The sequence below is a fragment of the Komagataeibacter diospyri genome (assembly GCF_006538165.1).
In the GTDB taxonomy this organism is placed as follows: Bacteria; Pseudomonadota; Alphaproteobacteria; order Acetobacterales; family Acetobacteraceae; genus Komagataeibacter; species Komagataeibacter diospyri.
Genome location: NZ_BDLU01000080.1, coordinates 1 through 17,302, shown reverse-complemented (window position 1 = coordinate 17,302; position 17,302 = coordinate 1). Strand labels below are relative to the sequence as shown.

The following is a 17,302-nucleotide window of genomic DNA, read 5'->3' as shown; positions in this document are numbered from 1 at the left end:
ATCTCTTGAATCGCTCATGATTCATAGCTGAACCAGAATAGAAATATTCAGCAAGGCGGCAGTCGCCGGGTGCTTACGAGAATGAAGCGTTGCGGCCGGACTTGTTTGCGGATGAAGCCGAGCAGCGCTGGTGGCGTCACACGCTAAGCCGCTTTCTGTCATCGGTCGATGTGGTCGCGATCGCGACGGATACGATGCGTGCGCTGCGAGAGAAACTACTCGAGACGAACGAACTGGTCAGCAATGCGTCGACGCGCTCGGTGTCGGTGTCCTGGGAGTCATCGCGCGGAGTCACGCGCAGCCTCCTTGCCCGCGAAGGTGTTGATATCGAGAAGGGCGTCGACGCACAGATGCTATCCCACTCCGAAGCGCTCTACGAGAATGTGGTGGCCACTTCTTCGGATAGCGGAGCTAAGGCGCTTGCTGTGCTCTGGGGGGACATCTTAGCGACGATCGCATTCTATGACGCGCATGCCGATATCCTACACGATAAGGTCGAGCAGCCGGTCTGGGGACATGTCAGCAACGCCATTGAGTGCATCGCCGGTGCCGCAACCTATGCGCCTGGTGTCGATGGTATGCCGTCGGTCGACGAACTGCTCGACGTGTTGCGGCGATTATGGGCGAGCCGTTTCCCTGAGGTCAAGGATAAGGGCGAAGATTCCAGCCTAAGCTGGAGTAATTGGGACGTCCGCGTCTACGCAGGCGACGCTTACGTCTCGCTTGCTGGAAGGTTCGGTGCAGATCACCGTGAAATAGTCGACATGTTCGACGCGGTCCTTGCCGATCCCGTACCACAGGTCCGCCTGCAAGCGGTGCAGAACCTTCAAGTGTTGAGCCACGTTGCACCCGAGAAAATGTGGGCTCTGGCTGAGCGTATTGCACAGAATGAGTCACATATCGATGTGCTCGGTCATCTTCTGCATGATGTCATCCCGCGATTTATCTGGCGCGATGTTGAGAGGTGCAAGATGATCATCGAGATCGTGCGTGCTCGCAGCGAGACGATCCACCGCGACGACAAATCTGGCCGTGACACAGTTGCCGAACAACTCGGAAGTCTAACTGCGCAGCTCTGGTGTTGGCAGAATGAGGCCATGGCGCTCGAGTGGCTTAAGGCATGGGGCAGTGATCCTGTTGCACACCACGAGTTTTGCACTGCCTTCTTGTCTATGTTGCGCGGCGCCTTCTTCGCACGCTACATGGATGGCGAGAAGCGCGATACTGGGCTTTCTGATCGCTCGCAACAGGCGGCGATGATCATCTTGGATGCATGCTTGGCGACTGCAGAAGGCAGCTATACCGCAGTTACGAGTGGAACGGTCGATGACGCTGAGCGCAATGCCGCGATAGCTACTTATAACGCGGCAGAGACAGTGATCGGCCACCTGATGAGCCAGCTTTATTTTGGCTCGGGTGCGTATGCCGACAATCGCGAAGGGCTAGTCGGACTTATATCTCCTAAAGAGATGCATCGGTTTCTTGTCAATTATCGTCCGATGCTCTCCCTGCTTGCGGCGTCGCATGAGCCCTCGACGCACCATCATCTCGTTCAACTTTATGAGTTTCTAATCCCTGGCGATCCGGTCGGTGTGTTTGACAGTCTCCATGCACTGCTCACTGGGGTAGCCAAACGAGCAGGCTATCATCATGAAAGTCTCGCTGCATCGGTGATCGTGCGGATGATCACTCGTTATATCGCCGATTACCGCTCGATCTTCGAAGATGATGCTCGTCGCATCGCACTCATCGAGATCTTACGCCTGTTTTCCGACGTCGGTTGGCCGGAGGCATTAAAGCTGCTCTATGATCTCCCCGACCTGCTTCGCTGAAGATGACCTGGCCCTTGATATCACAACAAGGCAGCAGACGGTCTCTAATCCTGCCTGAACTTTCTGTCCATTTGAAGAAGGCAAATAGATAGACAACTGTCGCCTTATGGCAGACATCCACGCGGTTGTGACGGTTGCCATAAGGCGACATTACCAGACGGACCGCGATAGATCGAGTTTGGGACTCATCAGCCACACGCGCACCTAAGCAAGATTGACAGGTCTCGAGTGTAGCCGACGTTCACGAGAGGGACGTGGCCAGCCAAGCAAGAAGCGCACGTGTTCACCCACGGGCGACTGCCGTAAGGGAGGGCGCCCTTCAAGTGAAGGTCGCCATGCATAATCTTAAAGTCCTTATTTTTTCCCTAACTGGGCATCTAAAGCATGAGTATGATCAACGCATCTACACATCCCTCCAAACGCAAGGTCAACGAACAAGCAATCCAGCGATTGTTCGCACGGTTGGCCAAGCAAAATGCGCTGCTTGCTGCGATTCAAGGTACTGAAGCAGTCCGCCAAGCTGCCACCGCTCTCAGGGGACCGCATGTCATTCCTGCTCTGTCCATCGACTCTTTGCAGCGGGAGCGAATTATACTTGCTGCTGACGAGGCGTTGAACGCGCTCGGCGATGTTGAAATCATATCCGACAATACTAGCATTTCGCGTAACCCCGGAGAGATACTTCGCCCGGACTTCGTGCTCTTCAATCGCAAACTTGGGCGGCTTATCCTTGTCGAGTTGAAGGACGACAAGCAACCTGAACGCCAGGCTGTTACGGAATTGCTCGCATACGAACGCGAATTACGGAACCATTTTCCTTTCATGGGTGGAATGGACGTTGTGTTTGTTCTCATCGCGCGCGAGTGGGGTGATCTCCTCAATCATGCTTATGCGGCGCTTGCGGCACGAGGCCGCCCATCGCTGCTGGCACTCACTGTGTCGGGGGAAGAACCAGATTTGGCATTCACGGTGCGAACCGATCAGGCTTGGTATCGTCACTTCCAGGTTCATATCGCACCAGCGGCACTGAGATCGCGTACCTATCGTGTACAGTTTAAGGATGTGGACCCAGAAGCATCTTGGCTGGCACTGAGAGAAGCCGGAGATCTCATGCGCCAAGCAGCAGACCGGGCCGGCCAGCATGGCTTTAGCTGCATCTGGGAAAATGGATACAATAGTAACGAGGTCGGGATTATCATATATGCGGTGGATCCCGCGCATCTCCATATTCCGGTCGACCCGGTAAATCCGACTCGCGACAGTGACTTCGCGTCTTTTTTCAGCAACTTCTTCTCGACTAACGAGATGCGGTTCGAACCTGGGCTAGAAGCAATCCTCCTGCCCTGGCGTCAGGCATTGCGGAATCGTGCGACGATCGAGCATTTGCGAGACGGCACTTGGCACGATGACATGACTTGGCTTGAGGATCACGGTAACATCGTCACCGGATATCAGTATTGGGGGATGGTTGCCGACTTCGCGGGGCAGATCGGAACAAGTGCTGCCGCCCGGGAACATTTTCATCTCGATCAATCTGTCGGCGTCGGTTCCCCAGTGGTCGGTCTGCAAATCATCACAGCAATGACCGGCAGCCAACCGTTTTTTGGAGGGCGCATCGGGGCGCGATCACTTTTTGAAGTCGGCGTCTTGCTGCAAAGTGCTATGACGCTGGCCCAGCAGGGTTCAATCGATCAGGCAAAATGGATATGGGTGAATTGCAAGCTCGCTGTTTACAATGCTGAGCTAGCCGATCTAGCACGCAGTTGGGTCGATCCAAGCGGGCCTATGGAGCCGCTCTACCTCTTCGCCGAACCTACTGCAGAAACTGCGGAAAACATAAGACAATTTGGCGATTGGCTGCTTAAAGAACTCGATGAGTCGCCTTTGTCTGGCATCTTTAGAGCGGCCTTTAACGCGGGATTCACACCGAGTCTATCGCCAACTTGCTCTGCAGAGGCATATTGGCAAGTCTGCCTAGACCTGTGCGCGTCGATAGACCAGCATCAAGATTCCCGAGATAAGTGGGCTACTGCGATCACTTCGCTGCCCGAGTGGCTTCAATCCTGCGAGACCGCCTTCGCCCTGTTCGAAAGGATGTCTGCCACGGTTGATGCTAAGCAATGCATGCCTATTCTGGTCGACCTCAGCGATGCTTGGATACCGCCGTTACGTCGTCGACAGGTTCTCGCCCATAACGTGGCTTTCGATGTCGAGGATTTACGGCACGGCATTGATGATATGTTGCGCAATTTACCCGAGGGCCAACTGCCCTGCATACTTATTGGTGCAGATGGGGGAGTGGGTTCAAGCATCATCGACCAGCCCGAAACAATGGCTCCGCTCGATTACACGCAGCAGGTCGCGGTGCTTAATCGTGCTTCAGGCCGCGATCTACTCATCGTGCTCGACTGGAGCGAGTTAGCAGATGGAACGCTTAAGGCGCTTCGCAGCAACATAGACGGAAAAATCATAGAACTTCATGAGTGGGGGTATGGCTCATTCAATTCCTTGAGGAGAATCGACAACCACTGGCTCGGCGAAAAAATTGATTTCAGTGACGATGGCCTATACCATCCCGGAACAGCAGGTGCGCGTTTTTTGGAAGTCAAACATTCGAAAGATATTGCTCCAGAACTCGCAATTGTCATTAATACTACCCAACCGCTCGATAGAACTGTGACGCCATACTACGAGATGAATCCGGGAGCCTTCACATATAAAGGCGTCTGGCTCGGCTACATTATCGTTGATGTGGCTCTTGATGGCTCTTTCGAGCGACATACTCTACTATTCGACATTTGTGATCCAGCTAGCCAAAATGCATTATCTCATATGCGAGCGCAGGCGCACATTCATTTTTTGCATTGCGATCCATCAGGTAACGTTGTTGCTTTCCGCGAAATCAAAAACACTTTCTCTCTCGACAATATCATAGAACTAGCATTGCAGATTTGTCCCGGCACGGCACAAGGCAACGCCCGACGCATTCTGTGTGATAATAAGGCCGACGCCCAAGAACATCTGGAAAGCGGCCTTGCAGCGAATTCAGCACAGATCAAATGAGGTAATTGGGCTCACAGGGAGAGCGCGTACGAAACTTGTGTACCATGCAAGCTCATCAGCAGCAAAGCGTATGGCTGCTTTCGGTCATCCTTTCCCAGTAATCGACATTCCCCCCATTGCGGTCGTAATTTCGGGTAGGTGACAGTGCGCCATACTCCGGGATGAGGGGTAAGGTGTTTTCTGCGGTTGCATGGGATCCCGCGTGGGAAGTCGTGATCCGAGGAAGAGTGAGGCTTCGCCTGCTGTGCCGAATAACCGGCATTAGAGGAGAGTTTTCCATGACCACGACCACCATCCTGCCCTCTGCGCCTCGTGGTGCAACTCCCGGCGGCTTCAAGATCGATCCCTCCCGTGGCGGCCGCAATGCCCGCGTGTCTTCGGAGTGGTTTTCCCGCCCTGACGACGAGCGCTACCTGTCACTGTCCGACCTGCACGCCGCGACCCTGGCCCGTGCCGAGCGCGCCACCGCCCGCACGGTGGAAAGCCGCGCCATCCGCGTGGAAGCATCCCGCGACAATGCCGAACGCCTGACCCTGACCGTGCCGGGACAGAATGGGCCGATCGCGCCCACCCACTGGTCGTTTGGCCAGATGTGCAACCTGGTCGGCGCGCCATCGTCCTATCTGCGCAATCTTCCCGCTCCACTGGCGGCGATCAATCTGCAGCACGGCCTGCTGTCGCACCGCGCCGAACTGGTCAAAACGCTGGAAACCGAAGACGGTCGGGTGGAACTGCGCGCCGTCACCGGTCCGGATTACGGTCGCATCTGGGACCACGAACTCGTGGGCGCGGTGCGCAAGATCGCCGGCGACGGCACAGGCGATACCAACTGGAAGGTGCCGGGCGTGATCGACTGGGCCACTATGACCCATAATCCGTATGTGGACATCACGAAGGAAACCACCACGCTCTACGCGTCAGACAGGGATGTATTTTTGTTCCTTGTTGACGATACGCATCCGATCGAGGCCGGACGCCTGCCCAATGGTGACCCCGATCTCTATTTCCGGGGCTTCTATGCATGGAATTCGGAAGTCGGCAGTAAAAGTCTTGGTATTGCGTCATTCTACCTGCGTGGCGTGTGCCAGAACAGAATGTTGTGGGGCGTGGAGAATTTCGAACAGATCACAATCCGGCATAGCAAGTTTGCAGCCTCCCGTTTCGTGCATCAGGCGACACCGGCCTTGCGGAATTTCGCCACGGCCAGCCCGGCCTCGTTCGTCTCAGGCATTCAGGCCTCGCGCAAGGCGTTGGTGGCCAGGAGTGATGAGGATCGTGAAAGTTTCCTGCGCCGTCGCGGGTTCTCGAAACCGGAAACCAGCAAGATCATCGAAACCGTGCTGCACGAGGAAGGGCGCAAGCCCGAGAGCGTGTTCGACTTCGTGCAGGGGATCACGGCGCTGGCCCGCACGAAAACCAATCAGGATACACGGCTCGATCTGGAAGAGAAGGCCCGCAGGCTGATGGAGCGTGCGTCCTGAAAGATGCTTCTCCGTCTTTCCGTCAATACGTTTTTACGAGCCCGGCCACAGCGCCGGGCTTTTTCGTTTCGGGAGTTTTTCCGATGGCTGATTTTTTCACGCATTTTTCCTGCGTTCTCGACGTGGGCACGGTGGACAATGCCGCAAAGGCGCTCGATCTCTACAACGCGTTCATGGATGAGCTGGCGGCGGAAGATCCGCCCTCTGACGGGTTCCGGCTTTCCGTAGAGCCGGAATATGGTGGTACCAAGCTCTGGATGCGCGATGACGTGACCGGTGATCCGCAGCAGGTCGTGGAATTCGTGCTGCGCTGCGCGCGGACCTTCCGGTTGCGGGGCCGATGGGGATTTCAATGGGCCAATACGGGCTCACGCCCCCGGATCGGCACCTTCAGTGGCGGCGCGCATCTGCTTGACCTTGGCAGGCGCAGGACGATGTCATGGATGACCACCGATCGCTGGCTGGCGATCGCCCTCGACGGAGGCGATCCCGAAACAGAAGGGCAGGGGTAATGGCCTCGCATGATGCAGGCGATCTCGCCCGCCGTCTGGCGGAGAACGCAGAGGCGGTGTGCCGGCGGTATCTGTCCGCCGGTCGCCGTCATGGCAATTACTGGCTGGTCGGTGATGTGCGCAACACGCCGGGGCGGTCGCTGTTTGTCCGGCTGCACGACACTGCCAACGGCAGGGCCGGAAAATGGACCGACGCGCAGTCCGTCGAGCATGGCGACCTGCTCGACGTGATCCGCGAAAGCCTCGGTCTGGTGGATTTCCGCGACGTGGCCGATGAGGCGCGCGCCTTCCTGAGCCTGCCGCATCCTGATCCGGTATCGTCGTCACAGGATCGCCCGGTCCGTGAACGTGGCTCCGCCAGTTCTTCGGACGCCGCGCGTCGACTCTGGGCCATGTCCGGGCCGATCACGGGCACGCCCGTAGAAGCGTATCTCCGTAGACGCGACATGACGCTTTTGCACGGAGCCGGAGCCCTGCGCTTCCATCCACACTGCTACTATCGCCCGGACGAGGACGGTCCGACCGAGACTTGGCCGGCCATGATCGCTGCCGTCACCGACCTCGACGGCACGCTGACCGGCGTGCATCGCACCTGGCTGGCGGCGGAAGGGCGTGGCAAGGCGCCGGTCGATCACCCGCGTCGTGCTCTGGGGGGCCTGCTCGGCCATGCCGTGCGTTTCGGGGTGGCAACTGACGTGCTCGCCGCCGGGGAAGGCATCGAGACGGTGCTTTCGCTACGGCAGGTTCTGCCCGATCTACCATTGGCCGCATGCCTGTCCTCGGTGCATCTCGCCGCCCTGATCTTTCCGCCACTGCTGCGCCGGCTCTACGTCCTGCGCGATGACGATCCGGCCGGGGATCAGGCGCTGGCGACGCTGCACGCTCGCGCAGATGACGCCGGGATCGAGTTGATCGGCCTGTCGCCACAACTGGGCGATTTCAACGATGATCTCCGTGCTCTCGGACGCGGTGCGCTACGGGCGATTCTGCATCCACAACTTGCGCCATCGGACGTGGCACGGTTTCTGGAGGCCACCGGCACCTGAGCGGGCCGGAAAGAGGGGCTGGTCGTCCCGTCTTCTGGCGGCGGCCCTGTCCTGCCTCCCGTTCGGGAGGTCCGCGCCTTGGCCTTTCATGTGGGGAGCGGGCGTCAGCCGGGCCGGGCCTGCAATGGCGGGACCGGCTATTTTCCGCCGCGCGGGCTTCGCCGCGCGCTTTGCATCGCGAAGCAAAATAGCCAGCTCCCTGCCATCCTTCGCTGCGCTGCGGCCGCGCGCGAGCGCGCGGTTCCGGCCTGTCCCTGGTCTGCCGCTATCCGCCCCCGGAAAGGCCGCGAAGGGCGCGGCCGGAGACTTGGGAGGACCGCATCATGACCCGCACCGATGATTTTGAACCGCCGCACGCCGCTTCATCCACCGGCCATGTGCTGGCTGAACTCCAGATGTATGGCTACCGTCCCTTCGAGGCCGAGCCGGACCCGAGGCCGCTGCCCGAAGCGCCGCGCATCGGGGGTGCTGTGGCCGACATCTTCGACGCCATCGCCGCGACGCTGACCGACACACGGTTGGAACCCGACCTTGAAGCGCTGCTCTGGTCTGCCGTGAACATCTTCCGCCGCATGGTCGGCCAGGTTGAACGTGAGCTTGACCGCAACGAGCAGGCGCAGAAGCGCGGGCAGCAGGAGCAGGACGGCAGCGAGATCCGCTCAGTGGAACTGGAGCGGCTGATCGCCGAAGGGCTGACCCTGATCGAGCGCCGCAACGCTTACGAGATCTTCCGCGATGAGGCGCAGGAGCAGTTCGAGCGCCTGACCCTGAGCGCGTGGCGGCCGAAGACTGGCTCGTTGGTGTCACGCCGCACGATGACGGCCTCCATGATCGATAGCCGCGACTTTCTCAACGCCCGACGCCGGGCCGAGGGTGAGTTGCTGGTCCCGCCCGGTCCCAAGGTCGTCGTCACCGGCGGTCTCGATTTCGACGACCATATCCTGATCTGGGATCGGCTCGACAGGGTCCAGGCCAAGCATCCCGACATGGTGCTGCTGCACGGCGGTTCGCCCAAAGGCGCGGAGTTCATCGCATCTCGCTGGGCCGATCACCGCGAGATCGTGCAGATCGCCTTCAGGCCGGACTGGACCCGCCATGCCAAAGCAGCGCCCTTCCGCCGTAACGATGCCATGCTCGACACCATGCCGATCGGCGTCATCGTCTTTCCCGGAACCGGCATTCAGGAGAACCTCGCCGACAAGGCGAAGCGTCTCGGTATCCCGGTCCTTCGGTTCGGCGGCGGCGCGTGAGCGCCGTCTTGTCGGTTCCTATGACAGTCGGGGGTAGAATTTTTCACTTTGCATGAGCTGGTATGCGCGGTTCATTTGCAGGCCACGCCAGAAACCTAATATAGCGAGGATAAGATAAGAAATAACTAAAAATACACCAATAGCCTGACTTTTATGTTGGATGAAAATGGCAAAAGCCATCACCGGAAAATAGGAAAAAGCAGATATCCCATAAGATAAATTACTCTGGATGTAGAAATATTTCGCACTTTTCTTTCGAGGACTCTCGATGATGTTTTTTTCTACATTTAGTCGCACCAGGTGTCGCACGGCTCTCATGTCTCGTAGCATGACGAGAGGATTGCTACGTGCAAAAGCGAATTCAATTTCAGGTATTGGATAAAAGCTACTCAACGCATCTCCAACCGCAATGTACAGCGCGTATCTGTTGGCTGTATTTTTGCACGGGTCTTGAGAAAAAAGAGCAAAGATTCTTTCTGTCTTTGACTTTGATATGTGAAGAAATCCAAATCGTATTTTATAAATAAACTTAAAAAAATTAGCGGCTGCAATAGATATTGGAGCAATGTATTTTATAAAATATCCTATAATGCCCGAAGTAGTAAGCATTTTTTCACTCCAATTGTCGTCTTGGTGAGGTGGTCCATTTTGAATTCCTTAAAGGAATTCTGTGGTTTTGTTATGTCTGCAATATTTTGGTGGACGACATTGCGTTCGCCCGCTTTACCGGCATGGCCCCGCCCGGACCGGCTGGCGGGAATATCGCGCGGGTCTGACTGTCTGAACGGCAGTTGGCGGGCAGGCCAGGATCAGGCACCAGCCTGTCTTTCCACGTCATCGAGAGCCGGGGAACGATGGGCCGAGAAGCCCGTAACCGGCGTGCTGGGCCGGATACGGTTCGCCTGTTGAGACATCAGGACTGGCGCTCTGATGGTCCGCAGGCCGATCGCAAAGGGGAAAGCCGGGCATGTCCGGCGAGGTGCTGTCCCGGAACGGGCCGGTTTGGTGGCTGGTATGGAAGGAGGTTGACGCCGCTATTCTGGTTGCTGCCGGATCTCGTGTGCTGTGCCGGTCGCCATGGTCTCCGTGATGTGTGTTCTGTCGGGCCGCGCACGCATACGGCCTCTCAAAATGGCTGATCTAGCCGAAGTTCGGCTGCGCCTCGATCGGCCATGGCGCAACAGCGGTCCATAATTTTCTTCCCCTGACGGCTGCGCCGTCATTCCTCGCGAGACAAGAAAATTCCGTCCCACCGTCCTTCGCTGCGCTTCGGTCCCTGCGGGATGCGCCGCCGCTCGCCTCCGTCTTTCCGATCGCCATCGAGGCCGCAATGGTGCGGGCTCGGTAACAGAGATCACGGAGCAGTATCATGGCCACCATCGGCACCTTCAAGAAAGTCGGCAACGGATATAACGGCGAGATCGTTACCCTTTCGCTCCAGACCCCCAACGTCCGCATCGCCCCCGAGACCACGCGCGCGAACGACAACGCCCCCAGCCACCGCGTCTTCGTCGGTCGGGTTGAGATCGGAGCGGCCTGGTCCCGGCGTTCCAACGAAGGGCGCGACTATCTGAGCCTCAAGCTGGACGATCCGAGCTTCAATGCCCCGATCTTCGCCAATCTCTTCGATGACGAGGACGGCGAGGGATACAGCCTGATCTGGTCCCGCCCCAACGGTCGCCGCAACGGCGACTGAAGCACCCGCGATCCCCCGCCCGGCCGGTCCGGGCGGGGCTTTCGCATGACCGATCGGGCACGGCACGTGGGCGCAGCAGTCGTGCCGTGTCCGATCCGCCGGTGTGCGGGCAAGAAAGGGGAACAGGGCTTCCCTCAGCCTGCCCATTGTACCATGCCCGGCGTGAACCGCCTCAAGGACACGCAGTCCCCCCAATTTTGCCCGGCGCACCCTGCGGGCACACCAGACAAAATCGGCTCCCCCATGCGCCGCTGGCACGGTCGCCTGCGGCGATCCCTGACCCGGTTCACGCGCGCACGAGGCGACGGCCTGTCTTCGAGAAACGAAAGGAGCAGGACGATGACCACGCTACACGACCACATCCAGATGCTGCGCGCCGAACTGACCAGCTTTCACCTCAGCCGCCGCGAGCGCCGGCAGATCGAGCGCGAACTGAAGCAGGCATGCGCGCAACTCGCGGCGGAACACCACGACAAGACGACCCCCGCATAGCACGGGGGTCTTTTCGTATGGTCGCCCGTATCGTCGGGAACCAGACGTCGACTCTCTTCAGGCATCCTTCTGAAAGAAGGATGTTGAATCTCCCTAATGCAACTATTATAGTCGTATTTCTGGTGTGCGCCCATCTCATGTCGGATGTGATCATGGATGATCACTGGCCGACAGGTAAGGGCGGCACGGGCACTCCTGAACTGGACACAGGAGATGCTTGCTGAAAAGGCCCTCGTAGCATTGACCGCGCTCAAGCGCCTTGAATCCGAACGCGGTCTTGGCGTTCATGAGGGCACGACCGACCAGGTTCGCCGCGCGCTGGAAGCGGCGGGCATCCTGTTTATCGAGTCCGGACAAGGACGCGGCGTCATGTTTCTTAACGAGACTTCCGATACCCAAACGCGGCAGGCTAGGGTGCGTCGCGTTCGTTCTCCGACCTGATCGGCTCACCCATGCAGAAGCCCCCGCTTGACCCGTCCGTCGCCGACAGCGCTCCGGAAGCGTCCTGTCTCACCGGGTACGACGAACAGCACCTCATCACTTATCTCCGCCTGCTGGATGCTGAGGCCGATGGTGCCGACTGGCGCGAGGTCGCCCGCATCGTGCTGCACCGCGACCCGGTGGTTGACCCCAAGGGCGTCCACCGCTGCTGGCACAGTCATCTGGCGCGGGCGCACTGGATGACCGAGCATGGCTACCAGCATCTCCTGCGCGGCGGCGCGCCCCACTGATACCCTGAATCGTTGCGTGACCTGCAAGACCTGTTGCAGGACCGGGGCGTAGCGGGCAACGGGACGGTCTGGCATACTCTCGCGAGCAAGTGCTTGCCCTGTTCCCACCCGTTACGCATCGGAGACGACGCCATGAGCCGCGCCAACTGGCGGTCGGCGGGCGCGTACGAGGGCCTGCGGTCGCTCGACGCCCCTGCCTTTGCCTTGCAGTTTGTCAGTCGCAATCGGGACTTTATCCGCGATCGTGCAACCCTTCAGCGCGCCGCGCGCCGGGCCGCGCTGTCCACGTCAGACGCCGAAGCCTTCGCCCGGTGCTGGGAGTTGCGATTTCGAGAGTGTCCGCACGGCCCTCGATCCGCGTACCGCCCTCTGGACTGTTGCGGTATCGCCGGCCGTGATTGCGGTTGTCCCCCTGCCGACCGCACTGGCTGACGCGGCGTCTCGTCCGCTCTCCCTCGCTCGGACAGGACTGCCGCCCGACATGGCGGGAGAAGTGCTGGTCGAGCAGGGGGAGACGATCCTGCGGCTGTACGTCCTGCCGCCTGAGGGGGCTCCGGTCGGCGTGTTGCTGCCGCTCGACGCGCTGTTCGAGGTGCGTGTCCAGGCCGCTTTGCGGCTCTGGCGCGACCTCAATGGCCGTTCACCTGGCCGCGATCCGGCCGGCCTGTCATCCGATCGCATCAGCAGGCTGATCCTGGCGCTCCGTATGCTCGACGGTCTGGACGATGGTGTTTCGCAGCGCGAAATTGCCGGTGTTCTGTTCGGCCGGAAGGTCTCCTCGACGGACTGGCTCTCGCACGATCTGCATTTCCGTATGAAACGGCTGGTGCATTTTGCACGGGGGCTGGCGGACGGAGGATATTTGCGCCTGTTGCGGCACCCGTTTCGAGGGCAATGATAAGACGGGAAAACACTGCTGTCGGAGGCGTTCGGTGGACCGCCTGCTGCTAAGTCGGCCCCTGCTCTCGTGTCAGTCTGTGAAGGACGTAGGCACACTGGCTGATAGCGGACATATAATCCGAGAAATGTCTTTGCTGTAAGATCACAGGATATGCTGAATCTGTCGCTATGAGGAGGCGTCTCCGGATCCGGTTTTGCTACCCATGTTGAAGCGTAGAACTTCTTCGAAAACTCGGTTGCGGGCTCTCGCGTCATTAATAAGGGAAAAAGCTGGCATTACATATAGATGGAGTGGAATATCGTCTGAGGATCCGATTACAAAGTCATTGTAGACAACCCGCTCGCTCAAGGAAAAGACATCTTTGAATCCAGTTCTTTTCATATCTTTGTAAAATTCGTCATCAATCTCGACCACAGAAAAGGCAAAAACCTCTCGCACTGTGGCTATGCGGTCTACAAGTTCACTCGCATAGAGCCGACATTGAAGAAGAGCTTTGCTATTATCAAAAATATCTGCTCCAGGCTTCTTGAACTCTATGATGACAAGTTTATTTGGTTGCCCCTTTTCATCTTTTGAGTAAAAAGCGGCAATATCTGGTTTGCGTTTCTGCTTGGATTCCGTCTCCGTTCCGACTTCGCGGACGATTTTTGCTAATGTCTCATCGCTGTAGATACTGCTATATGACAGAAACTTGTCGTCTACGAGCCACACATTATTTTCGCGGATATCGTTCCCATTGCTGTGCTTACGGAGAATGGCGTCATGAAGCACATCCTCTGCTGACTCGCGTGGCATATTCGCCAAAGAGTCAATAACCAACGCTCGATGGACGATGAAGCGAGCCAGATCGTCACTGGCGAGGTGGGAAATGTCGTCGAACGCTACCTTGCGTCCTGCCTCCATGGCTTCGACTAATAGGTCTTCGCGCCGAGCCTGTTGCGCCCTATAGGTTTTAACGACCTCGTCTGCATCCAGTATAGCGGCATCCCCGTTTAGAGAATCCATTTGGATGAAAGGGTAATATTTCTGGAGCTTTCCGATGTTGGCACACTTGAAAGCGTCGATATCGCCTTCTGCCACCTCATTGATCATAGCCAAGCATTCTTCATGGATGCGGGGCATGAGTGTTTCGCGACTGATTGGCGAAGCCAAATCGGCTTCGGCATCGGTCTTGGGAATTTCGAGCTTTTGGCGTTCGATATTGGAAATTTGGTTCAGATAGGTCGATGTGATCGAGATTAAGTAGCGGCATATATCGAATCGTTTGCTGATCTGATACTCTTCGACGCACAGTTCGTCAGCGCATAGCATCGCCACGATCCCCTTGCGGGGAGCCTCTTCCCTAAAAAGATAGCAATCAAACGTCTCTCCATTGACCTCAAACGTTTTAGTCTTTTGAGCTTCGATGTCTTTTCCAGAAAATATAAAATCATCTTGAAATGATTGCTTGGAATTGTGCGTGAAATTAATAGAAATAGTTCGTCCGGATTTTTTCTTTAGAAAAAGCAAGAGACGAAGATCATCACACATCGAATTAATGAGCTTAGCGACCTGTGTGTTGATCTGATCCTTCAACTCAGAAATCGTTATTGTCGTTTCTCGAGGACCATATTTTTCTGTTTTCACGACGTCTTCAAGCTTGAAGTCCGGTGTGTAACGGAATTCGATCAACTCGGCGGCCAACTGGCTTCGAACTTCGACGCGGTTAGCATATTTGAGAAAGGCGAGGCGACCCACGCCCTTGCCACCAATATCATCTTTGTGGCCAGTGCATATTTCGTCAAAATAATTTAGATTATCTTGCGTGAAGCCCTCGCCGTCGTCAGATATAATGATTTTGTCGAGGACATTACGGACTTCATCGCCAAACAATCCGCCCTGCCGACTAAACAACAAATCGACGGAAATCGAGTTTGCACCGGCTTGGATTGAATTGGTCACCCCCTCTCGGATGACGTCTCGCGCGGTGACGCCGCCTTTGTAGTGTTCGGCGATAAACTTCTTGAGATTGATCCTTGCCATGGGCTTAGTTTAAAGGGCTTACCGTTGGTGCGCAATCGGATCGTCATTCCCGATAGATTTCAAAAAATATTAAGTATTTGTGAAATAATAATATTTCAAAAGGATTCAAGAAATTCCATTACAAGAAAATATTTAAATAAATACTGTTGATAAAATTATATTATTTAGGATATTTTAGATTGAATTTTGGTATATTTTCTTGTGATCAATGTTGCATTGAGCGTCTCAATTGCGGGCATTCTGTTGACCCCATTAAAATATTTGCGTTGATATTCGGCGCTGCTGGCTATTTCTACCTATCCAGGGCCGATCTCATGCCCCTACGAGATCGGTCCTAGTCCAGCAAGACCCCGCTCCGCCACGCTGATCCCTGCTGGCCGCATTTGTCCCGCGGCCCCAGACAGCGATCACGGAGCTTTCTCATGTCCGCCAATTACAGCGATCTGCCGCCGCGCTACCTGCGCACGCCCGACGCCTCGCGCTTCGTCGGACTGTCTATTCGCACCCTGGAAAAACATCGGATCTACGGCACCGGCCCGCGCTATTCGAAACTCGGTGGCCGCGTGGTCTATCGGGTCGATGAATTGCAGGCCTGGGTCGAGAGCGGTGCCCGCGCCCACACCTCGGACACCACTGCTGGCGTTGTGCCGGCTGCCGCGCGGCAAAATCCGCTGATCCCGCCGACCTCACGTGGGAACCGCCGCTGATGTCCCCGATCGGCAGGGCGCGTTCGGAGCGCGAGCAACTGGAACTCTTCCATGCGATTGCGGGAGATTTTGCGCCTCGCGACGCCCAGGATCTGATGGCGTTCCCGTTCTTCAGCCTCGCCAAATCTCCCCGCATGGTCCCGATCGATTACCGGACCCCGGATGTCACCATCCGGGTCGAGGCTTCCGCCGAACATGGCATGGCCACGATCTGGGATGCCGACGTGCTGATCTGGGCCGCCAGTCATCTCGTTGCCGCGCGCGACGCCGGTCGGCGCACGTCGCGGCTGATGGTGGCCAGCCCGCGCGAGATCCTGACTTTCATCGGCCGGGGCGACAGCGCGCGGGACTATGAGCGGCTGGAAGCGGCGTTCGACCGGCTGCAATCCACCACGATCAAGACCTCGCTCCGGCAGACCGGCAAGGGGCAACTGCACCGCTTTTCCTGGATCAACGAATGGAAACGACACACCGCGCGGGAAGGGCGCACCCGCGTGATCGAACTGATCCTGCCCGACTGGTTCTACCAGGCGGTTCTCGACGACGCGCTCGTGCTGACCATCGACCCGGCCTATTTTGACCTCACCGGCGGTCTGGAGCGCTGGCTCTATCGCATCGTGCGCAAGCATGGCGGTCGCCAGCGCGCAGGCTGGGCCTTCGGCCTGCACCATCTCTACGAAAAATCCGCCAGTCTTTCCCCCTATCGCCGCTTTGCCTTCGAACTGCGCGAGATGGCGAAACGGCAGCCCTTTGCCGGCTATCGGCTGTCGGTGCGTCCCGACCGTAACGGCAATGACACGCTGGCCTTTGCGCCTGTCAAACTATCCACAGGCGCCTGTGGACAGGCTGTGAATCCATCCGTGCTATCAGTTGTGGATTTATCCGTGTCATCACTGCCACGGCATCCGTGCTATCGTTTGCGGAAAACGCCGAATCACGACGTTGAATCAAATGGTTATGGCACCCTTAACTTAGAATCTAACTTAAAAGAGTCTAACTTTAAGGATGTTGGCCCCCCTTCCGATCCGTGGATAAGCCCCGGAGAGGGGTCATGATCGTGGCTTTCCTCAACCAGAAAGGAGGCGTCGGCAAGACGACGCTGGCGCTGCATCTCGCGGGCCAATGGGCTCGGGAAGGTCGGCGCGTGACGGTCATCGACGCCGACCCGCAGGGCTCGGCACTGGACTGGTCGGCACAACGGGCACGGGAAGGACTGCCCCGGCTGTTTGGCGTGATCGGGCTGGCGCGCGACACGCTGCATCACGAGGCGCCGATGCTGGCTCAGGGGGTGGATCACGTCGTCATCGACGGTCCGCCGCGGGTGGCGGCATTGCTGCGCTCGGCCCTGCTGGCTGCCGATCTAGTGCTGATCCCGGCCCAGCCCTCGCCCTTCGACGGCTGGGCCTCGGCCGAGATGCTGCGGCTGCTGGAGGAAGCACGCCTCTTCCGTCCCGGCCTGCTCGCCCGGTTTGTGCTCAACCGCTGCGCTGCACGCACGGTCATCGCCCGCGAAACCCGGCTGGCGCTGGTGGGGCATGAGCCAGCAGCACTCACGGCACGGATCGGCCA

Annotated in this window: 17 protein-coding genes; 15 read left to right on the top strand and 2 right to left on the bottom strand. The window is 57.7% G+C overall.

Going from position 1 to position 17,302, the window contains the following annotated elements; genetic code table 11:
- Positions 1-101 precede the first annotated feature (101 nt).
- From MSKU9_RS17190 to MSKU9_RS17165, 6 genes are all read left to right on the top strand, one after another.
- Positions 102-1,832, top strand: coding sequence for a hypothetical protein (locus MSKU9_RS17190; RefSeq protein WP_141262576.1), 1,731 nt, complete (start codon positions 102-104; stop codon positions 1,830-1,832).
- Between the two features lie 384 nt (positions 1,833-2,216).
- The gene (locus MSKU9_RS18170; protein ID WP_162515756.1) at positions 2,217-4,895 is read left to right on the top strand and encodes a hypothetical protein; all 2,679 of its coding nucleotides are present in this window, start codon (positions 2,217-2,219) and stop codon (positions 4,893-4,895) included.
- Between the two features lie 278 nt (positions 4,896-5,173).
- Entirely contained in the window at positions 5,174-6,376 is a 1,203-nt protein-coding gene (locus MSKU9_RS17180) for a DUF932 domain-containing protein (protein ID WP_141262575.1), read from the top strand.
- A gap of 83 nt (positions 6,377-6,459) precedes the next feature.
- The gene (locus MSKU9_RS17175; protein WP_141262574.1) at positions 6,460-6,888 is read left to right on the top strand and encodes a hypothetical protein; all 429 of its coding nucleotides are present in this window, start codon (positions 6,460-6,462) and stop codon (positions 6,886-6,888) included.
- A complete protein-coding gene (locus tag MSKU9_RS17170; protein ID WP_141262573.1) occupies positions 6,888-7,934 on the top strand; it encodes a DUF7146 domain-containing protein in 1,047 nt (348 codons plus the stop codon). Before MSKU9_RS17175 ends, MSKU9_RS17170 begins: the two co-directional genes overlap by 1 nt.
- Positions 7,935-8,257: 323 nt before the next feature.
- The gene (locus tag MSKU9_RS17165; RefSeq protein ID WP_141262572.1) at positions 8,258-9,184 is read left to right on the top strand and encodes a DUF2493 domain-containing protein; all 927 of its coding nucleotides are present in this window, start codon (positions 8,258-8,260) and stop codon (positions 9,182-9,184) included.
- An 18-nt stretch (positions 9,185-9,202) separates the two neighbouring features.
- Here the strand turns inward: MSKU9_RS17165 and MSKU9_RS17160 are convergent, their stop codons facing one another.
- Positions 9,203-9,793: a hypothetical protein gene (locus tag MSKU9_RS17160; RefSeq protein WP_141262571.1), complete on the bottom strand. Its 591-nt coding sequence runs from the start codon at positions 9,791-9,793 to the stop codon at positions 9,203-9,205.
- Between the two features lie 760 nt (positions 9,794-10,553).
- Here MSKU9_RS17160 and MSKU9_RS17150 point away from each other — a divergent pair.
- The 6 genes from MSKU9_RS17150 to MSKU9_RS18405 all read left to right on the top strand — a co-directional run bounded on the left by MSKU9_RS17150 (position 10,554) and on the right by MSKU9_RS18405 (position 13,001).
- The gene (locus MSKU9_RS17150) at positions 10,554-10,880 is read left to right on the top strand and encodes a DUF736 domain-containing protein (protein ID WP_034931914.1); all 327 of its coding nucleotides are present in this window, start codon (positions 10,554-10,556) and stop codon (positions 10,878-10,880) included.
- Positions 10,881-10,925: 45 nt separating this feature from the next.
- On the top strand, positions 10,926-11,372 hold the full coding sequence (locus MSKU9_RS17970) for a hypothetical protein (protein WP_154670688.1): 447 nt from the start codon (positions 10,926-10,928) through the stop codon (positions 11,370-11,372).
- A gap of 156 nt (positions 11,373-11,528) precedes the next feature.
- Positions 11,529-11,813 carry a helix-turn-helix domain-containing protein gene (locus tag MSKU9_RS17140; protein WP_141262569.1) on the top strand — a complete coding sequence of 95 codons (285 nt, stop codon included), beginning with the start codon at positions 11,529-11,531 and terminating at the stop codon, positions 11,811-11,813.
- A gap of 11 nt (positions 11,814-11,824) precedes the next feature.
- A complete protein-coding gene (locus tag MSKU9_RS17135; RefSeq protein WP_141262568.1) occupies positions 11,825-12,103 on the top strand; it encodes a DNA -binding domain-containing protein in 279 nt (92 codons plus the stop codon).
- Positions 12,104-12,235: 132 nt separating this feature from the next.
- Positions 12,236-12,535 (top strand): transcriptional regulator domain-containing protein, encoded by a 300-nt coding sequence (locus MSKU9_RS18660; RefSeq protein WP_227002568.1) that lies wholly within the window; start codon positions 12,236-12,238, stop codon positions 12,533-12,535.
- Positions 12,536-12,584: 49 nt separating this feature from the next.
- Positions 12,585-13,001, top strand: coding sequence for a DUF2285 domain-containing protein (locus MSKU9_RS18405; RefSeq protein ID WP_193557726.1), 417 nt, complete (start codon positions 12,585-12,587; stop codon positions 12,999-13,001).
- Between the two features lie 168 nt (positions 13,002-13,169).
- On the opposite strand, the gene MSKU9_RS17125 is transcribed toward MSKU9_RS18405, so the two are convergent.
- Positions 13,170-15,026, bottom strand: a complete 1,857-nt coding sequence (locus MSKU9_RS17125) for an ATP-binding protein (protein ID WP_141262566.1) — start codon at positions 15,024-15,026, stop codon at positions 13,170-13,172.
- A 422-nt stretch (positions 15,027-15,448) separates the two neighbouring features.
- On the opposite strand from MSKU9_RS17125, the gene MSKU9_RS17120 reads away from it, so the two are divergent.
- The 3 genes from MSKU9_RS17120 to parA form a co-directional block, all read left to right on the top strand.
- Positions 15,449-15,733 (top strand): helix-turn-helix transcriptional regulator, encoded by a 285-nt coding sequence (locus MSKU9_RS17120; RefSeq protein ID WP_141262565.1) that lies wholly within the window; start codon positions 15,449-15,451, stop codon positions 15,731-15,733.
- Complete coding sequence (locus tag MSKU9_RS17115) at positions 15,733-16,788, top strand: replication initiator protein A (RefSeq protein WP_141262564.1); 1,056 nt, start codon at positions 15,733-15,735, stop codon at positions 16,786-16,788. The genes MSKU9_RS17120 and MSKU9_RS17115 overlap by 1 nt, the downstream gene beginning before the upstream one ends.
- The coding region (gene parA, locus MSKU9_RS17110) for a ParA family partition ATPase (protein ID WP_141262563.1) at positions 16,785-17,302 on the top strand (518 nt) is incomplete at its 3' end. The genes MSKU9_RS17115 and parA, both read left to right, overlap by 4 nt.

What these genes read in the sequence shown, in the direction of transcription:
- MSKU9_RS18170 (WP_162515756.1), top strand. Translation starts at nt 2,217, where the DNA reads ATGAGTATGATCAACGCATCTACACATCCCTCCAAACGCAAGGTCAAC.
- MSKU9_RS17180 (WP_141262575.1), top strand. Translation starts at nt 5,174, where the DNA reads ATGACCACGACCACCATCCTGCCCTCTGCGCCTCGTGGTGCAACTCCC.
- MSKU9_RS17175 (WP_141262574.1), top strand. Translation starts at nt 6,460, where the DNA reads ATGGCTGATTTTTTCACGCATTTTTCCTGCGTTCTCGACGTGGGCACG.
- MSKU9_RS17170 (WP_141262573.1), top strand. Translation starts at nt 6,888, where the DNA reads ATGGCCTCGCATGATGCAGGCGATCTCGCCCGCCGTCTGGCGGAGAAC.
- MSKU9_RS17165 (WP_141262572.1), top strand. Translation starts at nt 8,258, where the DNA reads ATGACCCGCACCGATGATTTTGAACCGCCGCACGCCGCTTCATCCACC.
- MSKU9_RS17160 (WP_141262571.1), bottom strand. Translation starts at nt 9,793, where the DNA reads ATGCTTACTACTTCGGGCATTATAGGATATTTTATAAAATACATTGCT.
- MSKU9_RS17150 (WP_034931914.1), top strand. Translation starts at nt 10,554, where the DNA reads ATGGCCACCATCGGCACCTTCAAGAAAGTCGGCAACGGATATAACGGC.
- MSKU9_RS17970 (WP_154670688.1), top strand. Translation starts at nt 10,926, where the DNA reads ATGACCGATCGGGCACGGCACGTGGGCGCAGCAGTCGTGCCGTGTCCG.
- MSKU9_RS17140 (WP_141262569.1), top strand. Translation starts at nt 11,529, where the DNA reads ATGATCACTGGCCGACAGGTAAGGGCGGCACGGGCACTCCTGAACTGG.
- MSKU9_RS17135 (WP_141262568.1), top strand. Translation starts at nt 11,825, where the DNA reads ATGCAGAAGCCCCCGCTTGACCCGTCCGTCGCCGACAGCGCTCCGGAA.
- MSKU9_RS18660 (WP_227002568.1), top strand. Translation starts at nt 12,236, where the DNA reads ATGAGCCGCGCCAACTGGCGGTCGGCGGGCGCGTACGAGGGCCTGCGG.
- MSKU9_RS18405 (WP_193557726.1), top strand. Translation starts at nt 12,585, where the DNA reads ATGGCGGGAGAAGTGCTGGTCGAGCAGGGGGAGACGATCCTGCGGCTG.
- MSKU9_RS17125 (WP_141262566.1), bottom strand. Translation starts at nt 15,026, where the DNA reads ATGGCAAGGATCAATCTCAAGAAGTTTATCGCCGAACACTACAAAGGC.
- MSKU9_RS17120 (WP_141262565.1), top strand. Translation starts at nt 15,449, where the DNA reads ATGTCCGCCAATTACAGCGATCTGCCGCCGCGCTACCTGCGCACGCCC.
- MSKU9_RS17115 (WP_141262564.1), top strand. Translation starts at nt 15,733, where the DNA reads ATGTCCCCGATCGGCAGGGCGCGTTCGGAGCGCGAGCAACTGGAACTC.